This is a genomic window from Kribbella sp. NPDC004138 (assembly GCF_053603655.1).
Map to the genome: position 1 here is coordinate 1 of NZ_JBSGFZ010000039.1, position 16,748 is coordinate 16,748.

Genomic DNA, 16,748 nt, shown 5'->3' on the forward strand with positions numbered 1-16,748 from the left:
ATGGTACTGCGACCGGGAGGTCGTGGGAGAGTAGGACGCCGCCGGACATTCACACTGTTAAGGGCCACCCCACACCGGGGTGGCCCTTAACATTTTGCACAGACAGACGACCTTTTGCAGTCAGTCGGCTGTGCAAACAGAAGGCCGTGCAGAGAGTTGGCCGTGCAGACACGTGGCCGCGCCGGCACGTCGCCCGCGGGGCATGACCACGCGGCATCAGGCTGCCCCGCACGACCTCACAGCTCCGCACGCCGGCGAACCGGCCGCTCACACACATCCGCTGGCGCGAGTTGTTTCCCGGGTGGTGCGGGGGCGCGGTCATCGGGTGGTCGTGAGGTGTGGTGGGCTCGGCGGTGGTGGGGGTCTGGGATGCTGCGGGGGTGGAGTATGTGTCCAGGGTGCCGCGGTCACCGTTGGATGGGGTGATTGACGACCTCTACTACCTGGAGGGGGCGGCGCCGTACGCTCGGTTGCCGGCGGCGCCGGTGGGGCTGCTTGTTGTCAATCTTGGGGCGGCGTTTCAGATCCGCGGTGGGGGCGATGGCGCGATGGGCGAGTACGCCGATGGGTGCGTGGTTACCGTGCCTACCCGAGCGTGGGACTTCGGGTACCCGCCGCACACGCGGTCTGTCGGGGTGCATTTCAAGCCTTGGGGGCTGGCGCCGTTTCTGGCGATGCCTGCGGCCGAGCTGTGTGATCGGCCAGTGACGGTGGAGCAGGTTTGGGGGCGGTCCGCGGTTGCTGAGCTGCGAGACCGGCTGGTCGCGGCGGGGCGACCGGACGAGATGTTGACGGTGCTCGAAGACGAGCTGATGCGGCGGCTTTGCGAGACTGCCGGCCTGGGGCTGGTTCGCCATACGAGCAACGTGATCGCGGCGACCGGCGGGGCGGGGGCTGTTGGCGGTCTGAGTGAGGCAGTTGGTGTCAGTAATACTCATCTGGCGCAGCGGTTCAAAGAAGTCATCGGAGTCACGCCGAAGCGGCTGGCCCGCACCCACCGCTTCGCGGCCGCGGTGCTGACGATCAACCCTGCCGAACCGATCGACTGGAGCGATCTCGCGGCCGGCGCTGGCTACTTCGACCAGGCCCACTTCGGTCACGAGTTTCAGGCATTCACCGGGCTCACGCCGACCCGGTACATCGAGGTCCGGCGGCAGTTCCTGCGTGAAAATCCCGGCCACGCGCTGGAGGGCTGGCCGCTTCCGGCCGATTGATTTCTTACAAGAGCGGGGGCTCGCGAGACGCTAGTTTGGGGGCACCCCACAGCGGAGGAGAGCCCGATGGGCAAGGTGGTCATGTATGCCTCGGTATCGGTCGACGGCTTCATAGCCGACGAGAACGACCAGCCCGGACCGCTGTTCGACTGGTTGCTCAGCGGCGACGTGCCGTTGGACGACAGCGGTGTCGTGAAGGTGTCGCAGGCGTCCTACGACTACGTCCGGCCGTACTGGGACCAGATCGGGGTGACAGTCGCCGGTCGCCACGTGTTCGACATAACGGACGGCTGGGACGGGAAGCCTCCGAGCGGGATCGACCATGTGGTGGTCGTGACGCACCGGCCGGCGCCCGAGGGCTGGGACCCCGAGGCGCCGTTCCACTTTGTCGACGGCGTCGAGGCGGCCGTGGCCAAGGCTCAGGAGCTTGCGGGTGACCGCATCGTCGAGGTCGCCGCCGGTGATGTCGGTGGCCAGGCGCTTGCCGCGGGTCTGGTCGACGAGGTGCGCATGGACGTCGTACCCGTGGTGTTCGGGTCCGGCAAGCGCTACTTCGGGTCGGTCGAGGGGCAGCACCTGTTGGAGGATCCTGAGGCGATGATTCAGGGCAGCCGGGTGCTTCACCTGCGCTATCCCGTACGCCGCTGACCGGCCACGCCGGCTCGAAAGGCCAAGATCGCCCGCGGGGTCCTTGGAGGGTTAAGGCACTGCACGTGCTGTTCGCAGCGGCTCGGGTCGACCGCCGAGATCATGAAGTACTCGTGGATCGAGTCGGCCAAGGCCGCGGAGCTCGCCGGGAAGGCGGTCGGCGCCGGGGCGAAGCGGGTCTGTCTGGTGGCGAGTGGCCGTGGTCCGGGCGACCGGGACATCCGGCGGGTTGAGAGCACGATCGGTGCGATCAAGGCCGAGCATCCGCAGGTAGAGGTCTGCGTGTGCCTCGGGCTGCTGAAGGAGGGGCAGGCCGAGCGGCTGCGCGACGCCGACGCCTACGCGTACAGCCACAACCAGAACACGAGCGAGGAGCGGTACGGCGAGATCTGTACGAGACGGACGAGGAGATCGTCGATCTGGCGTTCGCGCTCCGCCAGCTGGATCCGGACTCGGTGCCGGTGAACTTCCTGATCCCTTTCGCGGGGACGCCGCTGGAGGGGCGCTGGGAGCTGACGCCGGAGCGGTGCCTGCGGATCCTGGCGCTGTTCCGGTTCTGCTTCCCCGACGTCGAGGTCCGGCTGGCGGGTGGGCGGGAGATTCATCTGCGCGGGATGCAGGTGCTGGCGTTGCATGTGGCGAACTCGATCTTCCTGGGTGACTACCTCACGAGTGAGGGACAGCCCGGTGCCGACGACCTGCAGCTGATCGCGGACGCCGGCTTCACGGTCGAGGGCCTGGAGGAGTCGACGTTGCCCGCAGCACGGCACGATCTGGTGACGTTGAGACATCGCGGCGCGGGCAGTCCCACTGCGGCCGAATAGGCTCTGCAGATGGCTGGGATGGTGTTGATCGTGGGATTGCCGGGCGCCGGTAAGACGTCGTTGGCGCGACGGCTCGAGGAGGAGCGGAAGGCTCTGCGGTTGACGCCGGACGAGTGGATGGACGCCCTCTTCCACACGAACGAGTTCGAAGGGCGGCGCTGGATGCTGGAGTCCGAGCTGTTCTGGGGCGTCGCGGCAAGGGCGCTGGAGCTCGAGGTGAACGTGATCCTCGACTACGGCTGCTGGTCGAGGGAGGAGCGGGACCTGTTCCGGACCCGGGCTCAGGATCTCGGCGCGAGCGCGGAGATCATCGTCCTCGATCTGCCGTTCGAGGTGCTGTGGGAGCGTATCGAGCGGCGCAACGCGGATCTGCAGGCCGGGACGTTCGCGATCAGCCGGGAGGAACTCACGGAGTGGAGCGCCAGATACGAGCCGCCGACAGCCGACGAGCTCGCAAACTGGGACCTTCACGTCGTTTTGACGGAGTAGCTATTCCTCGGGGGCGATGCCGACGAGTGCTGCCGCGGCGCAGATGTGTACAGGCGTCAGGTCGTCGGGGGAGACGGGCGCCTGCAGCAGGGTGCCGCGCTCGTACGGCGTGAGCGTGATGTCGATGCCCGGCGCGCCGGCCACCATGCCTCGCACGTACGTGAGCCAGCCCATCATCGGGATGCCGCGCCGGAACACCCCGGCGGCCGCGGCGAGCTCGGTGTCGGCGATGCTCGCCCACTGCGGCTCCCAGATCGTGACGACCGCGCGCAGCACCTGGGCGAAACGCTCCGACTGCTGCAGCGCGTCCTCGTCGCTCCAGTGCAGCGTGAGCTGATCCGAGACGGTCGTCATTGTGCCGCCCATCGACAGGTCGAACAGCCACGGCAGCTCGCCGGTGCTCTGCAGATGCAAGCGCGTCGTGCTCGTGCCGTTCGCGAGGACCTTCGTCGTGGCCTCGACCATCTCCTGCAACGGCGTCGAACCGTCGGCCTCGAGGACGTGGTATCCCCAGCGCTCGTCCTGCGTCCAGTTGTGGACGTCGGGGAACGCCACGGCCACCGCGGTCAGGGTGCGGCCGACGCGGAGCGCGCGGTGCTCGACGGACTCGTCACGATGCGGCCATTGGGCGCGCAGCAGCCACGATGCCATTCACGCCCTCCGATCGTGAGGCGGCCGACCCGGCGCAGGCGACGCCGTACCGGATGCTGACGCGGTGCCGAACGGTGACACAGTGCCGGGCGGTGACACAATGCCGGATGCAGGTGACGGTACGCCGCCATACGACCGCTTGACCAGAGCTCCGCCTACTCGGTGTGAGCAGACGCGGCGCCTCTCCGGAACAGTCACCGGAACAGTCTGCTGCACTCCTTGGTGCAGGGGCAGCACCGGGGTCCGATTTTGGTAGCCTCACAGCGAAATCTGGACAAGTGTCAAGCTCAGCCCGCCGGAGTCGCCGCCACCAGCGCCCCGAGAGCGCTCGCCTGTGTGCGCCAATCACGCGCTCCGCCGCCCGTCCAGCGTTGACCGAGACGGTTCAGCGAGTCCCGGTCGTGCTGCCAGATGGAGTCGGCCTGCCGCTGGGCATAGGTCCGGTACGACGCGTCGCCGGTCGAGTCCGCCAGGTCCATCAGGTACCGCATGAAGATGCCCTTGAACTGTTTCTGGTTGTCGTCGCAGGTGCCGCCGGGGTCGCAGCTTTCCGTGAGAATGCCGCCCGGGCTGAGCGAGGACATGGCCGCGTCCCCGAGCCGACGGGCTGTCGCGAGGAGGGAACTGTCGCCGGTCGCCTGCCACAGCTCGAGCGCGCCGCCGATCGCCAGGCCCTGGTTGTACGTCCACACGGTCTGGCCGTTGTTCGTGCACGCACCGGTGATGCCGTCGTTGACAAGGTTCGACGAGTTGATCATCCCGCTGCCGACGAACCAGTTCCACGCGGTGGTGGCCCGCTGCAACCACACGGTGTCGCCGGCCAGCCGGTTGTGCAGTGCCGCGGTCAGCCGGATGTACAGGCCGTTCGTCACCGCGTTCTTGTAGGTGCGCTCGCGGTCCCACCAGACTCCGCCGCCGCACGTCCCCGTGTCCCAATAGCCTTCGACGTAGTTGGCGATGGTGACAGCCATGTCCAGATATCGACGGTCGCCGGTCAGGTCGTACGCCTCGATCCACGCGATACCCCACCACTCGGTGTCGTCGATCGCGCGACTGATGAAGTTCCCCTCCAAGGCGTCGCCGCTCTTCTCGCCCGCCGGAAACACGCCCTTGTTCTTCTCGAACACCTCGTTCACGATCCAGCGCAGATCGGTACGACGGGTGCGCTGCTGGTAATCCATCAGCGTGGTGAAAGCCACCGCGGAGTTCCACCAGCTCGACAGCCACCACGCCGTGTGCGGCTGGTACGAGTACATCAACGCGTCGGCCGCCGCGCCGGGCCGATCGGTCGCCGGCCGCGCCCACGCCGTACAGCTGCCGTTCTGGCCTTCGACGGCTCGGCCGCACGCGCGGACCGCGCCGCCGTACAGCTTCGAGAGTGGATCGGCAGTGGCGTAGAGGCGGGTTGCGGTGGACGAGCCGGACGTGACGCTCGTGCGACCGAGTGACGAGCCGCCGGGCCAGGACGCGCCTTCGTTCCACGAGCGATCCAGCCAGATCTCGTCGCCGGCGGCGCCGTTCTCGATCACGCCCCACGCCATCCCGCGATTGTCGATATGCACCGAGATCCGCCGGCTGGACAGCGTGGTCGACGGCACCGGCTGGTTGTCGCCGGACGGGCCGGTGCTGCCGTCACACGCCGCCGCGCAGACCGCGGTGTGAACCCACGCGGTGCAGTCGACGCCCGCCGCATCGCCGCAGGCGCGGATCAGGCCGCGCCGATGCCCGGCCGGATCGGCGAGGTTGTACATGAGCGTGCGCGTGCCGGTCCACCCCGACGGGATCGAGGCCTTGCCGAGCAGACCGTCCCAGGTCGCGCCGCCGTCCCAGCTGCGGTCCAGCCAGACGGCGTCGTTGGTCGTCCCGCCGTCGATGCTGCCCCACGCCATCGCGTCCTTGTCGGACACGTGCAGTACGACGTGACGCCCGTTGATCAGCTTCTCCGGTACGGGGAACGTCTCCTCCTGTGCCTTCGACGGATCGAGTGTGTCGCAGGAGACCGAGCAGACCTGCGCGGCCAGCGGTTGGTGCGCGTCAGCCGGAAGAGCAGGTGTCAGCACGAGGGCGAGGGTCAGCAGGATGCGCATGGTCAGCCTCCGAGTCCGGGCTGGTCGGCCCACGTCGTGTCGGCGTCGTACGAGCCGCCGCCGTCCCACGCGTTCGCGCCGCCGACGGTGGCGATGTAGACCAGCTCGCTTGCGTGCCGGACGTAGTACGTCGGGTAGTTGATCGACTGCAGCGACACGTTGCCGGCACCGCCCGCGCGTGGAGGCTGGGCACAGAACGTGGCGTCCTTGCGGAAGGTGTCCGTCCCGTCGTTCGATGCCTTCTGCAGCCGGTAGTTGCTGTGCCGGAGGTACTGGCCGGGGAAGTTGACCGACTCGAGCGAGTAGCAACTGCTCTCGGCCAGGCCGGCGCGGATCACGAAGCTCGCGTCCTGCCGGTCCGTGAGCGACGAGCCGGCGGTGATCACGTCGGTCCGCGCCAGCCCGTCGCGATGCCGGAGTACGCGATCGGTGTACCCGGCCGTGGTCACCCGGAATGTGCGGACCTGGCCGACCGCGAGATCCGTGCCGCTGCGCCACCAGGCGGGGACGAGGTTCCAGGTCGCGTCGTCGCGGTACGAGCCGCCGGTGTCGGTGTCCAGCCAGACCTCGGAGTTGCGGTGGCGAAGGTAGTACCCGGGCCGGGCGGCCGACTCCAACGACGTACCGCCGCCGCTCAGCCCCGGGCGCGAGCAGAACGTGGCGTCGGCCGCGACCGGATCGGCTTCCTTGTAGATCCTGAGGTCGCGCTGGCGCAGGTACTGGCCGGGGAAGTTACGCGACTCGAAGGAGTAGCAGCTGCTGTTGGACAGACCGGGCCGGACCCAGAAGGTCGCGTCCTGCTTGAGCGTCTGGTTGCTGCCGGCATCGACCACCTCGGTGTTCGCCACGCCGTCGATGTGCCTCAGATAGCGGTTCGTGTACGTCGGGGTGGTGACCCGGAACGAGACCAGCCTGCCGAGCGGAAGCGTCGTGCCGTTGGCGGCGGCAAGCACCTGCTGGTTGACCGCCCGCACGCGCGCGAAGTCCATCTTCCGCACCTGGCGGTCGTAGGTGTAGAACCCGTTGATCTCGTCCTCGACGTCGGTTGGCTCGGTGTAGACCGAACCGGACAGACCCGATCCGGTGATCAGGTCCGGCAGCTGGCTCGTGATCTGCACGTACCTGGTGGTCAGCGCGTCGCTCGTGGGCAGCATCTCGTACGCGAAGCTGTTGCCGCTCGGCCACTCGTGCCCGGCGACGTGCAGGCCGAGCCCGCCGTACTCACCGAGCTGCAGGACGCGCGTCGTCGACGGTGCTCGCGCGACGCCCGGACCGACGTACAGGTGGTCGTCGATGATGTCGCCGTTGCCGGGATCCGGATCGGAGTCGCAGCAGTTCGAGCCGGAGTTGTGGTTGACCAGGCGGCTCGGGTCGAGGCTCTTCACGAGGTCGGCGATCCGCCCGGCCTGGAACTCGCCCCAGCCTTCGTTGAACGGGATCCACTGCACGATCGACGTGATCTGCTTGTGGTTGTCGACCATCCGCCGCAGTTCGGACTCGTACCGGGCCTCGCCGGTCGTGGAGGCGTTGCGGCCCGCGACCAGCGACGGCATGTCCTGCCACACCATCAGCCCGAGCTTGTCCGCCCAGTAGAACCAGCGGGCCGACTCGACCTTGATGTGCTTGCGGACCATGGTGAAGCCGAGCGCCTTCTGCTGCTCGAGGTCGAACCGCAATGCCTCGTCGGTCGGCGCGGTGTAGAGACCGTCCGGCCAGAACCCCTGGTCGAGCGTGCCGAGCGCGTAGACGAACTTGCCGTTGAGCGTCGGCCGCAGGAAGCCGCCGAGCATCGCCTTGCCGACGGAGCGCATCCCGAAATACCCGCCGACGGAGTCATTGCCCATCGTCACGCGCAGGTCGTACAGGAACGGGTCATCGGGCGACCACAGGTGCGCGTTCGGTACGGCGATCCGGAACTGCGTGCCGCTGACGCCGTCGGCCTCGCCCACGACTTGACCGCCAGACAGCACCTGGGCGTGGACGGATTGTCCTGGCGAGGAGCCTTGCACGGTGAGATCCAGGCCGCCCGCCGCGACGTTCGGGATCGTGTCGAGCCGGGTGATCCAGGTGGATTGCGTCGGTTCCAGCCAGACGGTCTGCCAGATCCCCGACGACGGCGTGTACCAGATGCCGCCGCGGTTCACGCGTTGCTTCCCGAGCGGGATGTCCTCAGTGTCGACCGGTGCCCAGACGCCGACGACGATGTCGTTGCTGCCGGCCCGCAACGCTGACGTGATGTCGTACGAGAACGCGTCGTACCCGCCCTCGTGGGTGCCGAGCAGCGTGCCGTTCACCCAGACCTTCGACTGCCACATCACCGCACCGAAGTTGAGCTGCACATGGCGTCCCGACCAGCTCGCCGGGACGGTGAAGGTGCGCTTGTAGTACATCCGGTTCTCGTGGCGCTGGATCCCGGACAGCGCCGACTCGATGGGGTAGGGGACCAGCACCTCCTCGGGCAGCGTCCCGGTCGGCGGATTGTTCAGATCGCTGGTCGGTGCGAACTGCCAGACGCCGTTGAGGCTCTGCCACTCGGTCCGCGTCAGCTGCGGCCGCGGGTACTCCGGGAGCGGGTCGGTCACCGACACCTGATTGGTCCACGGTGTCGTCAACGGCGGCGGCTTCGGGGCGAACGCGCTCGCGGTGAGCGGTGTCAGGAGCACGGCGATGAGGCCGAGCAGCAGCGTGAGCAGGCGGAGTCGCGGCAGCATGTGGATCTCCCTGGGGCGGTAGGAAGAGAGCGCTCTCACCTGGTGAGTATGCGGACCCACGACCCGAGGTCAAGGCCTCGGGTGATTGTTTCTGTCGGAAATTGTCGGACTACGTGAGCGTCGGCGAGGCCAGCTCGAGGGTCGGCGTCGAACCGCGGTACGATGTCATCCACTCGCGGAGCAGCTCGACCCGGGCCGCGTTGTCCTCGTTGCCCTTCACCACCGGCGCCTGGTTGTACGGCATGGTGTCCGAGCTGCGCCGGAGCTTCACATATAGCCGGGACGAGGCGAGCGCGTACCGCTCCATGTCGTCCTGGAGCGCGCCGATCACGGTGATGTTCCGGTCGCGGCCGATCTGCTCGAACAGTGCCACCGCCTCGCGCCGGTGCTGCGAGCCGAGGTTGCGGCCGAGCTCGTCGAGGATCAGCAGCAGCGGACGGTCCGAGCCCCCGGCGAGCGCGGCCGCGCACACCAGCTTCACCGCCTTCTCGTCCATCTGGGCGGTGTTGCCCTTGACGTTGAACGCGGAGAACGGGCCGCCCTCGGACCGGCGCCACTTCGGCGTGACGGTCCAGCGCCACGGCTTGTCCGGCTCGGCCGGCGGATCGGGCTCGGGGAACTCGAGCTTCGCGCCGTACCCGCCGTACTGCTGGTCGAGGCGGTCGAACTCCTGCGACACCAGGCGGAGCCGCGCCTTGATACCGTCGGCAAGGGACGCGCGGTGTGCGCGGGCCGTGCTCTCGGCCTCGCCGAGGCCTTCGCGGGCGCGCTCGAGCGCGGCGTTCCGCTCGGCGCGCTGGCTGGCGATCTGCTGTTGCTGCAGGCTGTCGAACGTCTCGTGCTGGGCGAGATGGCTGCTCAGCGTCCGGTGCAGGGCCGGGACCAGGCCGACGCGGTCGCCGAGCGTGCCGTTCGTCCAGCCGTCCGGGCCGTTGAGGATCTCCCACAGCTCGGTGGGGATCTCCTCGCGGGAGCGGGCGTTCGGGAAGCAGCGGCGGATGACGTCGTCGAGCTGCGTGCAGGCCTGATGGTTCCAGTCGGCGGTCGTGCGGCGTTGCGCGTCGTCGGGCAGCCCGAGCAGGAACTCCTCCGCTTCGGCGGGCGTCCCGCCCCACGCCGTGGTCCGGGTGGTGAGGTCGAGTGCGGTCTGCTCCTCGCGGAGCGCGAGCCGGCGGGCGGTGAACTCGTCGAGGATCCGGTCCTGGTCGCGGCGGGTCGCCTCGAGGTTCTTCAGCCGCTCGTCGCGGACGAGCTGCTGGCCGGCGGCGGTCTCGGCCGACTCCTTCGCCGCCTGCAGTTGCGGTGCGAGCGAGTCACGATCGGTCTCGTGCCGGTCGACGGTCTCGCGCAGCGCGAGGATCTGCTCCTGCACCGCTTCCGCGTCGGCGAGCGCGCGGGCGGCCGCCGTACGGCGCTCTGCCTGCTCGACCCGGGCCCGGGCCTGCTCGAGCGCCGCGGATGCTGCGGCGCGGGCCTCGACCGCGGCCTCGACGCGGCGCCGGGCCGCCTCGATCCGCGCGGTCCGGCCGGTGATCGGCTCGTCGAACTGCCCGACGGCGACGACACCGGCGACGTCGTCGATGTGGTCCTTGGTCGCGCGGTCGCCGATCGCGGCGAAGAACGCGTCCAGAACGAATCGCTTGTCCGCGGACGTCGGTCCGCGTTTCCCGGACGGCTTCGCCCCGGGCCGGTTCGCCAGCACCAGCACGAATCCGGCATACCCGGCGTCGGCCAGGGCGGTCGATGCGACCTGCGCGTCGGCGGCGTCGATGACGACTGCCTCGCGGTACGGCGCCAGGCGCGGCTCCCACTCGGCGCGGTCGGACGCCGGCAGCTCGGTGATGTCGGTCAGCGCGCCGCACTCGATCCCCGCGTTCTCCAGGACCTGTTGCTGCGGCGCCGACACCGTCTGACCGCTCTCGGCTTCGCGGAGATCGGCTGTCGCGTGCTCGACCGCGACGCGTGCCGCGTGGTCGCGGCCGATGTGCTCCTCGAGGATCTCACGGGCCTCGGCCTGCTCCTCGCCGGCCGCGGCCAGGTCGCGGCCGTCCGCCGAACGACCCGCCTCCAGCAGCCGCCGATGCTCCTGGCCGAGACGCTCCAGCTGCTCCCGCACCGAACGCTGCGCCAGGTCGAGCTCCCGGTCGCGGGCGTCGAGCTTGTCCCGCTCCTGGCGGGTCAGCTGGACGTCGCGGAGCAGGCCTTCCTCGTTGCCAAAGGCATCGATCTCGGCGTCGACCGCTTCCTTCCGGGCCTCCTGCTCGGCGACCCGCTCGTCCAGAACCGCCAACTCCTGCAGGATTTCGTCGTTGCGCGCCGAGCCGTCGATCAGGTGCCGCGCCGAGCGCGCCTGCCAGGACTCCTTCGCCGCGGCGAGTGCTTCGCGGGCGGCGGCGCGCTGCAGGATGCCCGCCTCGACAGTCGCCATCTCCTGCTCCCAGCGCTGCAGGTCGGCGGTCGCCTGCTTGGTCGCTTCGCGCTGGGTGTGCTCGGCGGAACGGTGTGCCTGCTCCTGCTCGAGCTCGTGATCGAGCCCGGTGAGCGTCGCGATCGCGTTGAAGATACGGGCCGGGCCGAGCTCGTTGAGCGGCTCGGCGAGCAGATTCGCCGTGGGGCTGGAGCGGACCGACGTCGACAGGAACGAGACGCAGCGCACCTGTCCGCCGTACAGCACGTGGGAGAGCTTGTTGGCGTGGAAGTCGGTGCGGCCGTTCGAGTGCGGGAGGGCGGCCCACAGCGCGTCGGCGCCGGCGGCACGCTCCGCCTCGGTCTCGCCGTAGGGGATGTGCAGGCCTTGTTTCCAGCGCAGGTCGATGTACGACGCCTTGCGGTTGATGCGGATCCAGATCGTGACGGCGGCCGCCTCGATCTCGTCGAGGTCGGTCAGGTCCGGGTCGGAGAAGACGCCGACGATGTAGCCGCGGTCGACGTTCGACCAGTTGCCTTCCTGGCCGGCCGCCTCCGCGGTGAACAGCAGCTCGGCCGCGCCCGGAGCACCGCTGGTGAGGCGCCACTGGTCGTCGGCGTGCAGCAGGCTGAGCGCGGCGATCCACGACGACTTGCCGGCGCCGTTGGAGTCGGTCGGGCCCTGACCGGCGACGGTGATCAGGCCGCGGCCGATCATCGGGATGGGGTGCGTCGACAGGCGCGACAGGTCGACGACCTGGACCCCCAGCAGCACCTTCGACCCCAAGATGTCGAACGGCCCGTCCTCACCAGCAGCAGCGAAGCTCATCCGCGTCCTCGCTTCGCTCCGGGCGCGGCTGAGGCACGGCCCGCGCTGTGTTGAATGATGAGCTCGCTGCGCTCGCTCATGCATCATCTCCCGTTGTAGTGCTGACTTCTGCTGGGACGCCGTTGCGGGCGCGGATGGCTTCGGCGATCGGGCTGGCCGGCGCGGCGGCCAGGATCAGTTGGTCCTGGAGGCGGCGGCGGGCGGCCGGTGTCAGGCGCTGCAGCTGCGGTCCCGGGATGTACGCCGGGCCGCCGGAGTGATCGCCGGACAGCTGGATCAGGCCCGCGGCGCGCAACCGCTGCAGGGCGAGGCGCCGCTCCTCGCCGCTGATCCTGCTGGTGCGCAGCTCGTCGACCGTGGTCGGTCGCGCGGACTTCCAGCTGTCGCCGGTCAGGATGCCTTCGCTGCGCGGGATCGCGACGGAGTGGACCAGCACGAGCACCAGCACCGCGCGGTCGACGACGGACAACGGCTGCCAGCCCTGTGCGGCCAGGCCGGCCGCGATGTCGTCGTCGTACCCGGCGGTCCAATGGGTGCCGTCGACGTGGACGAGGGTGCGGCCGATGAGCTTCAGCATGCGCTGCACCTGGCGGCGCAACGTGACGTCGCGCAGCCCGGCGAGCTGGACTTCGGCGACCGGGTGCGCCGCATACTGCACCGCGCTGAACGCGGCGAGCACCTCGTCACGGGAGCGATCGCTGAGATCCTGCAGCAACGAATCGAACAACGCATGCTTCTCAGTCACCCGGCACCTCCGATTCCTGGCCGGCGTCGGTCTGTGCCGGGGCGGGATCCGGGAGGGACTCGGCGGGCGGGGGTGTGGTGGGTGAGTGGGGGGAGAGGACTGCCGGTGGTGGGTCTGGGAGGTGGCGGCAGAGGTCTCGGAGGGTTGCCAGGTCTGCGGGGGTCCAGGTGATGACGCGGGGGCCGAGGCGGACCTCGCCGGCCTTGTCGTTCCAGAGCAGCCAGTGGGTGGCGTGCAGGCGGCGGAGGCTGCCGATGATCAGGGTGAGGTCGCTCGACTGCTCGGGGCGGCCGCGCATCCCGGCGTACACCGCCCGGATCTGCGCGAGCGTGCCGGTCTCACCCGGCCAGGCGGGCGCGCTGCGATCGGTCCAGCAGCAGGCGACACAGATCGCGAGGATGCGGGCCGTCTCGTTCGGCTGCTCGACGGCGACCGGGGGAGCGCCGAGCTCCTCGAGCACACCGTGCCCAGCACCCGACGGCAGCGTCGGCACCAGCCAGACCGTCGACCCGTCCGGCGAGGCCGCGCGGGTGAGGCCCGCGACGACAGGCGTGTCCGGATCCACCTCGAGCGGGCCCGCCGACTGCACCTTCGCCCACCACAGCGCGTTGTACAGCCGCCGCTCGACGGCTTCGCTGCTCAACGGGACACCCTCCGGAACACGCCCTCGGTGGCCCAGGGAGTGCCGGCGGCCGGGTCGATGCGCATGCCGTCGGACCAGACGAGCTCGTAGTCGAGCTCGTCGTGCAGGTGCGCCGCGGTCAGCTCGGCGAGCACCCGGCGGGCGGTGATCCAGTCGCCCGCCTCGTCGATGACCTCGACGATGTCGACGGCCGGCCGGCCGGCGAGCACTCGCTCCGCCTCGGCCCGGAGGTCTTCGCGGTCGGTTGCTGCGGCGGACTCCGGTGCGTCCGCGTCCGCGGTCGGCCGCGGCGGCGCCATCCGCGCGCTGCCGCTGCGACGGCCGGTCTCCACCGCCTCGACCATCGTCTGCGCGGAGAAGTCCGGCGCCGGAGCGTCGAACAACAACCCGTCGAGCACGGCAGCCAGCACGTCGGGCTCGCTGCCGCGGGTGAACGTCAGCCAGGTCTCGATGGGCAGCAGGCCGAGCGCCCGCGTCGTGCCGGCTCGCTCGACCAGGCGGCCGGCGGCGAGCTGCACGGCGTCGGCATACGCCGCCAGGGACATGCGCAGCGAGGTGCAGTCCCGATGCAGCGACGGCCAGCGGTCCAGGACCAGCCGGTGCACCTTCTCCGCCTGCTCGATCAGGCGCTCGTTGCCCCAGGCGAGCTGAGCGTTCTCCCGGAGCTGGGCGGTGGTGCTGGTCGAGACCAGGATCGCGAGCTCGTTGCCGAGCAGGCGGAAGACCTTGGTCAGCCGGCCGATGGAGGCCTGGCCGTCGGCCGCGGTCGCCTGCGGGTCGCTGACGCTGTGCGCCTCGAGGGTGAGCAGCTGGTGCAGCTCGGCCTGGCCGCCCTGGACCGACATCCGGCGCAGGAACATCAGCATCACGTACGGCGCGAAGGCGGCGCGGTGGCGCAACTCGTTCGGCCGGTCGACGAGTTTGGTGATCGCGCCGTACTGCCGGAGGAGGTCGAAGCGGCGGACGATCACGTCGTGCGGATACGCCCGGCAGGCGAGGGTGGCCTGCTCCACGGTCAGCCCGTCGCTGCCGGCCTCGGCGAACGCGTCGAGGATCGCCTGGTCCACGTCGAGCAGGTCCGGGTCGACGATCATCGCGCCGGCCTCACGGGCGAGCACGGCGAACACCTGACGGTAGACCCGCAGCACAGCCGCCTCGGCCTCGGCGTCGAGCAGTGTCGCGTCCATCCGCACTCCCTCCCGTGTGATAGCGCGGCTATCAGAGAAAAGGACTCTAGCCACCAGCACCGACAGACCAAAACTCACCCGCCAGCGGCCTGTGGAAAACCGGATGACGGCGGATCCGCGGCTGCCTACCATCCGATACGTGATGAGAATCCTTGGCTGACGCGGTCGGGAAGGCCGCGTCAGTACCACGGCACCCGCGGGTGTCGCCCCGCCGGAGTGGACCGTCGTGTCCCCGGCGCGCTTGCTGATTCTCTCCGTTCGGAGCTTGCACATGACTGTGCACAACGCGCGTTCCATCGGCGCGCAACACCCCCGTGTCCGTGACCTGCTCACGCTGCGCAGGGACGGTTCACCCGGCCGGATCATGGTCGAAGGCACCTGGGAACACGACCGCCTGCTGACCACGACCGCCACCATCGAGACCTTCTTCTGGTGCCCGGAAGCCGGGGCGACCGACGTCGATCGGATCGCCGAGCGCGCAACCGAGGTGTACCGCATCTCGGAGAAGCTGCTCACCCGCCTGTCCCGCAAGACCCGCTCGGACGGCCTGATCTCGATCGCGCGCCTGCCGGAATGGCGGCCGCACACGTTCCGGTTCACCAGCCGGTCACTGGTCCTGGTCGCCGACGGGGTCGAGTACGCCGGAAACCTCGGCACCCTGATCCGTACGGCGGACGCCGCCAACGCGGACTGCCTCGTCCTCACCAGCCGCCGCGCACGCCCCACCCATCCCGCCGTGTACTCGGCGAGCCGCGGCACCGTCCTCTCGACGCCGATCGTCGAGTTCGACGACATCCCGGCCGCGGCCGCCTGGCTGCGCAGCCACCGGTTCCGCGTGCATCTCGCGGACCCGGCCGCGACGGGCACCTACCGGGTCCCGCGGTACGACGGCCCGACCGCGTTCGTCGTCGGCTCGGAAGGGTCGGGCCTGTCGCGGGCGTGGCACGACGAGGGGTTCGATGCGGTGTCGATCCCGATGCTCGGCCAGGCGGACTCACTGAACGTCGCGTTGTCGGCGGGGATCCTGCTGTTCGAAGCGCGGGCCCGGAAGGAAGGCTGGTGACGTATTGGGCACAATGGCATCGCCGTCGAAGCCGAAGACCAGGAGTGTGCCGTGCCGTTCGAGCCAGGTGAGGTCGTCGCCCCGTCCGATCCGCGTATCGTCCTGGAAGGACAGTGGGGACACCAGCCCGGCGTCGCGATCACGGTCAACTCCGGGTCGCGGATCTCGTTCTCGTACGCCGGTGAGCGGCTGCAGTTGCTGTTCGACACCGACGGGCTGTCGGTGGCGCCGCACCTGTGGATCACGGTCGACGACGGCGAGCCCCGGCTGCACGTGATCGAGGAGCCGGTCGTCGAGGTCGAGGCGCCCGACGGCCGGCACCGGGTCGAGGTCGTGGTCAAGGACGTGAACGAGCACGTCAACCGGTGGAACCCGCCGTTCGAGTGTGCGGTCGTGTTCGCCGGTCTGGTGCTGGACGTGAAGTCGCGGCTGCGGCTCAGCGGCCGGCCGGGCGGCCCGCGGCTGGAGTTCTACGGCGACTCGATCACGCAGGGCGTGCGGTCGCTGAGCGAGCATCCGGAGTCCGAGGGCGCCGACGGTACGACGTCGTACGCGTATCTCACCGCGCGGGCGTTCGGCGCCACGGCGTACCAGGTCGGGTTCGGCAGCCAGGGGATCAGCAAGCCGGGCAACGGCGAGGTGCCCGCCGGGGTGGACTCGTTCGGGTGGAACTTCGCCGGCTCGCCGGCCGAGCGGGTCGAGCCGTCCGACGTGATCGTGGTCAACCTCGGCGTGAACGACCCGACACTGGAGATCGAGGAGTACACGGACTACGTACGCCGGGTGCGCGCGGCGTACCCGTCGGCGACGATCGTGGCGCTCACCCCGTTCAGCGGGAAGCACGCGGAGACGATCCAGGCCGCGGTGAAGACCGTCGACGACCCGGACCTGGTCTGTGTCGACTCCACCGGCTGGATCACCGAGGACGACTGCACCGACCTCGTCCACCCCACGGTCGCCGGCCACGCGAAGATCGCCGGCCACCTGGTCGCGGCCCTCGAAGAACACACCTCCCTCCGCCGCCCCACCTAGCCTCCCGAGGCGGGAGTTGGTGTCCCGGGACGGGAACTGGCACCCGGAGACCTGAAATAGCAGGTATCAACCCACGAGTTCTGGTCCCAGCCCACCAGTTGTGGTCTCAGCCCACCAAGGCCGGGACAGGGGAGAGGGGGTGTGGGGCACGATGGTGGGATGGGTACGAGGTTCGGGAGTGTGGACGAGTACATCGCGTCGTTCCCGGCCGAGGTGCGG

General features: G+C 69.6%; 14 protein-coding genes. 7 read left to right on the forward strand and 7 right to left on the reverse strand.

Annotated elements, in window-relative coordinates:
- Window positions 1–398 precede the first annotated feature (398 nt).
- The 5 genes from ACWEOO_RS38650 to ACWEOO_RS38670 all read left to right on the forward strand — a co-directional run bounded on the left by ACWEOO_RS38650 (window position 399) and on the right by ACWEOO_RS38670 (window position 3,175).
- On the forward strand, window positions 399–1,214 hold the full coding sequence (locus tag ACWEOO_RS38650) for a helix-turn-helix domain-containing protein (protein ID WP_452147336.1): 816 nt from the start codon (window positions 399–401) through the stop codon (window positions 1,212–1,214).
- Window positions 1,215–1,280: 66 nt separating this feature from the next.
- Window positions 1,281–1,862 (forward strand): dihydrofolate reductase family protein, encoded by a 582-nt coding sequence (locus tag ACWEOO_RS38655; RefSeq protein ID WP_452147273.1) that lies wholly within the window; start codon window positions 1,281–1,283, stop codon window positions 1,860–1,862.
- Window positions 1,863–1,964: 102 nt separating this feature from the next.
- Entirely contained in the window at window positions 1,965–2,327 is a 363-nt protein-coding gene (locus ACWEOO_RS38660) for a hypothetical protein (protein WP_452147274.1), read from the forward strand.
- Window positions 2,324–2,686 (forward strand): hypothetical protein, encoded by a 363-nt coding sequence (locus tag ACWEOO_RS38665; RefSeq protein ID WP_452147275.1) that lies wholly within the window; start codon window positions 2,324–2,326, stop codon window positions 2,684–2,686. Before ACWEOO_RS38660 ends, ACWEOO_RS38665 begins: the two co-directional genes overlap by 4 nt.
- Window positions 2,687–2,695: 9 nt before the next feature.
- Entirely contained in the window at window positions 2,696–3,175 is a 480-nt protein-coding gene (locus tag ACWEOO_RS38670) for an AAA family ATPase (protein WP_452147276.1), read from the forward strand.
- On the opposite strand, the gene ACWEOO_RS38675 is transcribed toward ACWEOO_RS38670, so the two are convergent.
- The 7 genes from ACWEOO_RS38675 to ACWEOO_RS38705 form a co-directional block, all read right to left on the reverse strand.
- Complete coding sequence (locus ACWEOO_RS38675; protein ID WP_359922206.1) at window positions 3,176–3,826, reverse strand: hypothetical protein; 651 nt, start codon at window positions 3,824–3,826, stop codon at window positions 3,176–3,178.
- A gap of 287 nt (window positions 3,827–4,113) precedes the next feature.
- Entirely contained in the window at window positions 4,114–5,913 is a 1,800-nt protein-coding gene (locus tag ACWEOO_RS38680) for a glycoside hydrolase family 76 protein (protein ID WP_452147277.1), read from the reverse strand.
- A 2-nt stretch (window positions 5,914–5,915) separates the two neighbouring features.
- Window positions 5,916–8,624 carry an AbfB domain-containing protein gene (locus ACWEOO_RS38685; RefSeq protein ID WP_452147278.1) on the reverse strand — a complete coding sequence of 903 codons (2,709 nt, stop codon included), beginning with the start codon at window positions 8,622–8,624 and terminating at the stop codon, window positions 5,916–5,918.
- A 109-nt stretch (window positions 8,625–8,733) separates the two neighbouring features.
- A complete protein-coding gene (locus ACWEOO_RS38690) occupies window positions 8,734–11,859 on the reverse strand; it encodes a chromosome segregation ATPase (protein ID WP_452147279.1) in 3,126 nt (1,041 codons plus the stop codon).
- Window positions 11,860–11,935: 76 nt separating this feature from the next.
- The gene (locus ACWEOO_RS38695) at window positions 11,936–12,604 is read right to left on the reverse strand and encodes a hypothetical protein (protein WP_452147280.1); all 669 of its coding nucleotides are present in this window, start codon (window positions 12,602–12,604) and stop codon (window positions 11,936–11,938) included.
- Window positions 12,597–13,247, reverse strand: coding sequence for a hypothetical protein (locus ACWEOO_RS38700; RefSeq protein ID WP_452147281.1), 651 nt, complete (start codon window positions 13,245–13,247; stop codon window positions 12,597–12,599). The genes ACWEOO_RS38695 and ACWEOO_RS38700 overlap by 8 nt, the downstream gene beginning before the upstream one ends.
- The gene (locus tag ACWEOO_RS38705; RefSeq protein ID WP_452147282.1) at window positions 13,244–14,434 is read right to left on the reverse strand and encodes a hypothetical protein; all 1,191 of its coding nucleotides are present in this window, start codon (window positions 14,432–14,434) and stop codon (window positions 13,244–13,246) included. The genes ACWEOO_RS38700 and ACWEOO_RS38705 overlap by 4 nt, the downstream gene beginning before the upstream one ends.
- A 271-nt stretch (window positions 14,435–14,705) precedes the next feature.
- Between ACWEOO_RS38705 and ACWEOO_RS38710 the strand changes: the two genes are divergently transcribed.
- Both ACWEOO_RS38710 and ACWEOO_RS38715 read left to right on the forward strand, forming a co-directional pair.
- Window positions 14,706–15,497 carry a TrmH family RNA methyltransferase gene (locus tag ACWEOO_RS38710; RefSeq protein WP_452147283.1) on the forward strand — a complete coding sequence of 264 codons (792 nt, stop codon included), beginning with the start codon at window positions 14,706–14,708 and terminating at the stop codon, window positions 15,495–15,497.
- Between the two features lie 51 nt (window positions 15,498–15,548).
- Window positions 15,549–16,529: a GDSL-type esterase/lipase family protein gene (locus ACWEOO_RS38715; protein WP_452147284.1), complete on the forward strand. Its 981-nt coding sequence runs from the start codon at window positions 15,549–15,551 to the stop codon at window positions 16,527–16,529.
- Window positions 16,530–16,748 lie beyond the last annotated feature (219 nt).

What these genes read in the sequence shown, in the direction of transcription:
- ACWEOO_RS38655 (WP_452147273.1), top strand. Translation starts at nt 1,281, where the DNA reads ATGGGCAAGGTGGTCATGTATGCCTCGGTATCGGTCGACGGCTTCATA.
- ACWEOO_RS38660 (WP_452147274.1), top strand. Translation starts at nt 1,965, where the DNA reads ATGAAGTACTCGTGGATCGAGTCGGCCAAGGCCGCGGAGCTCGCCGGG.
- ACWEOO_RS38670 (WP_452147276.1), top strand. Translation starts at nt 2,696, where the DNA reads ATGGCTGGGATGGTGTTGATCGTGGGATTGCCGGGCGCCGGTAAGACG.
- ACWEOO_RS38675 (WP_359922206.1), bottom strand. Translation starts at nt 3,826, where the DNA reads ATGGCATCGTGGCTGCTGCGCGCCCAATGGCCGCATCGTGACGAGTCC.
- ACWEOO_RS38680 (WP_452147277.1), bottom strand. Translation starts at nt 5,913, where the DNA reads ATGCGCATCCTGCTGACCCTCGCCCTCGTGCTGACACCTGCTCTTCCG.
- ACWEOO_RS38685 (WP_452147278.1), bottom strand. Translation starts at nt 8,624, where the DNA reads ATGCTGCCGCGACTCCGCCTGCTCACGCTGCTGCTCGGCCTCATCGCC.
- ACWEOO_RS38690 (WP_452147279.1), bottom strand. Translation starts at nt 11,859, where the DNA reads ATGAGCTTCGCTGCTGCTGGTGAGGACGGGCCGTTCGACATCTTGGGG.
- ACWEOO_RS38705 (WP_452147282.1), bottom strand. Translation starts at nt 14,434, where the DNA reads ATGGACGCGACACTGCTCGACGCCGAGGCCGAGGCGGCTGTGCTGCGG.
- ACWEOO_RS38710 (WP_452147283.1), top strand. Translation starts at nt 14,706, where the DNA reads ATGACTGTGCACAACGCGCGTTCCATCGGCGCGCAACACCCCCGTGTC.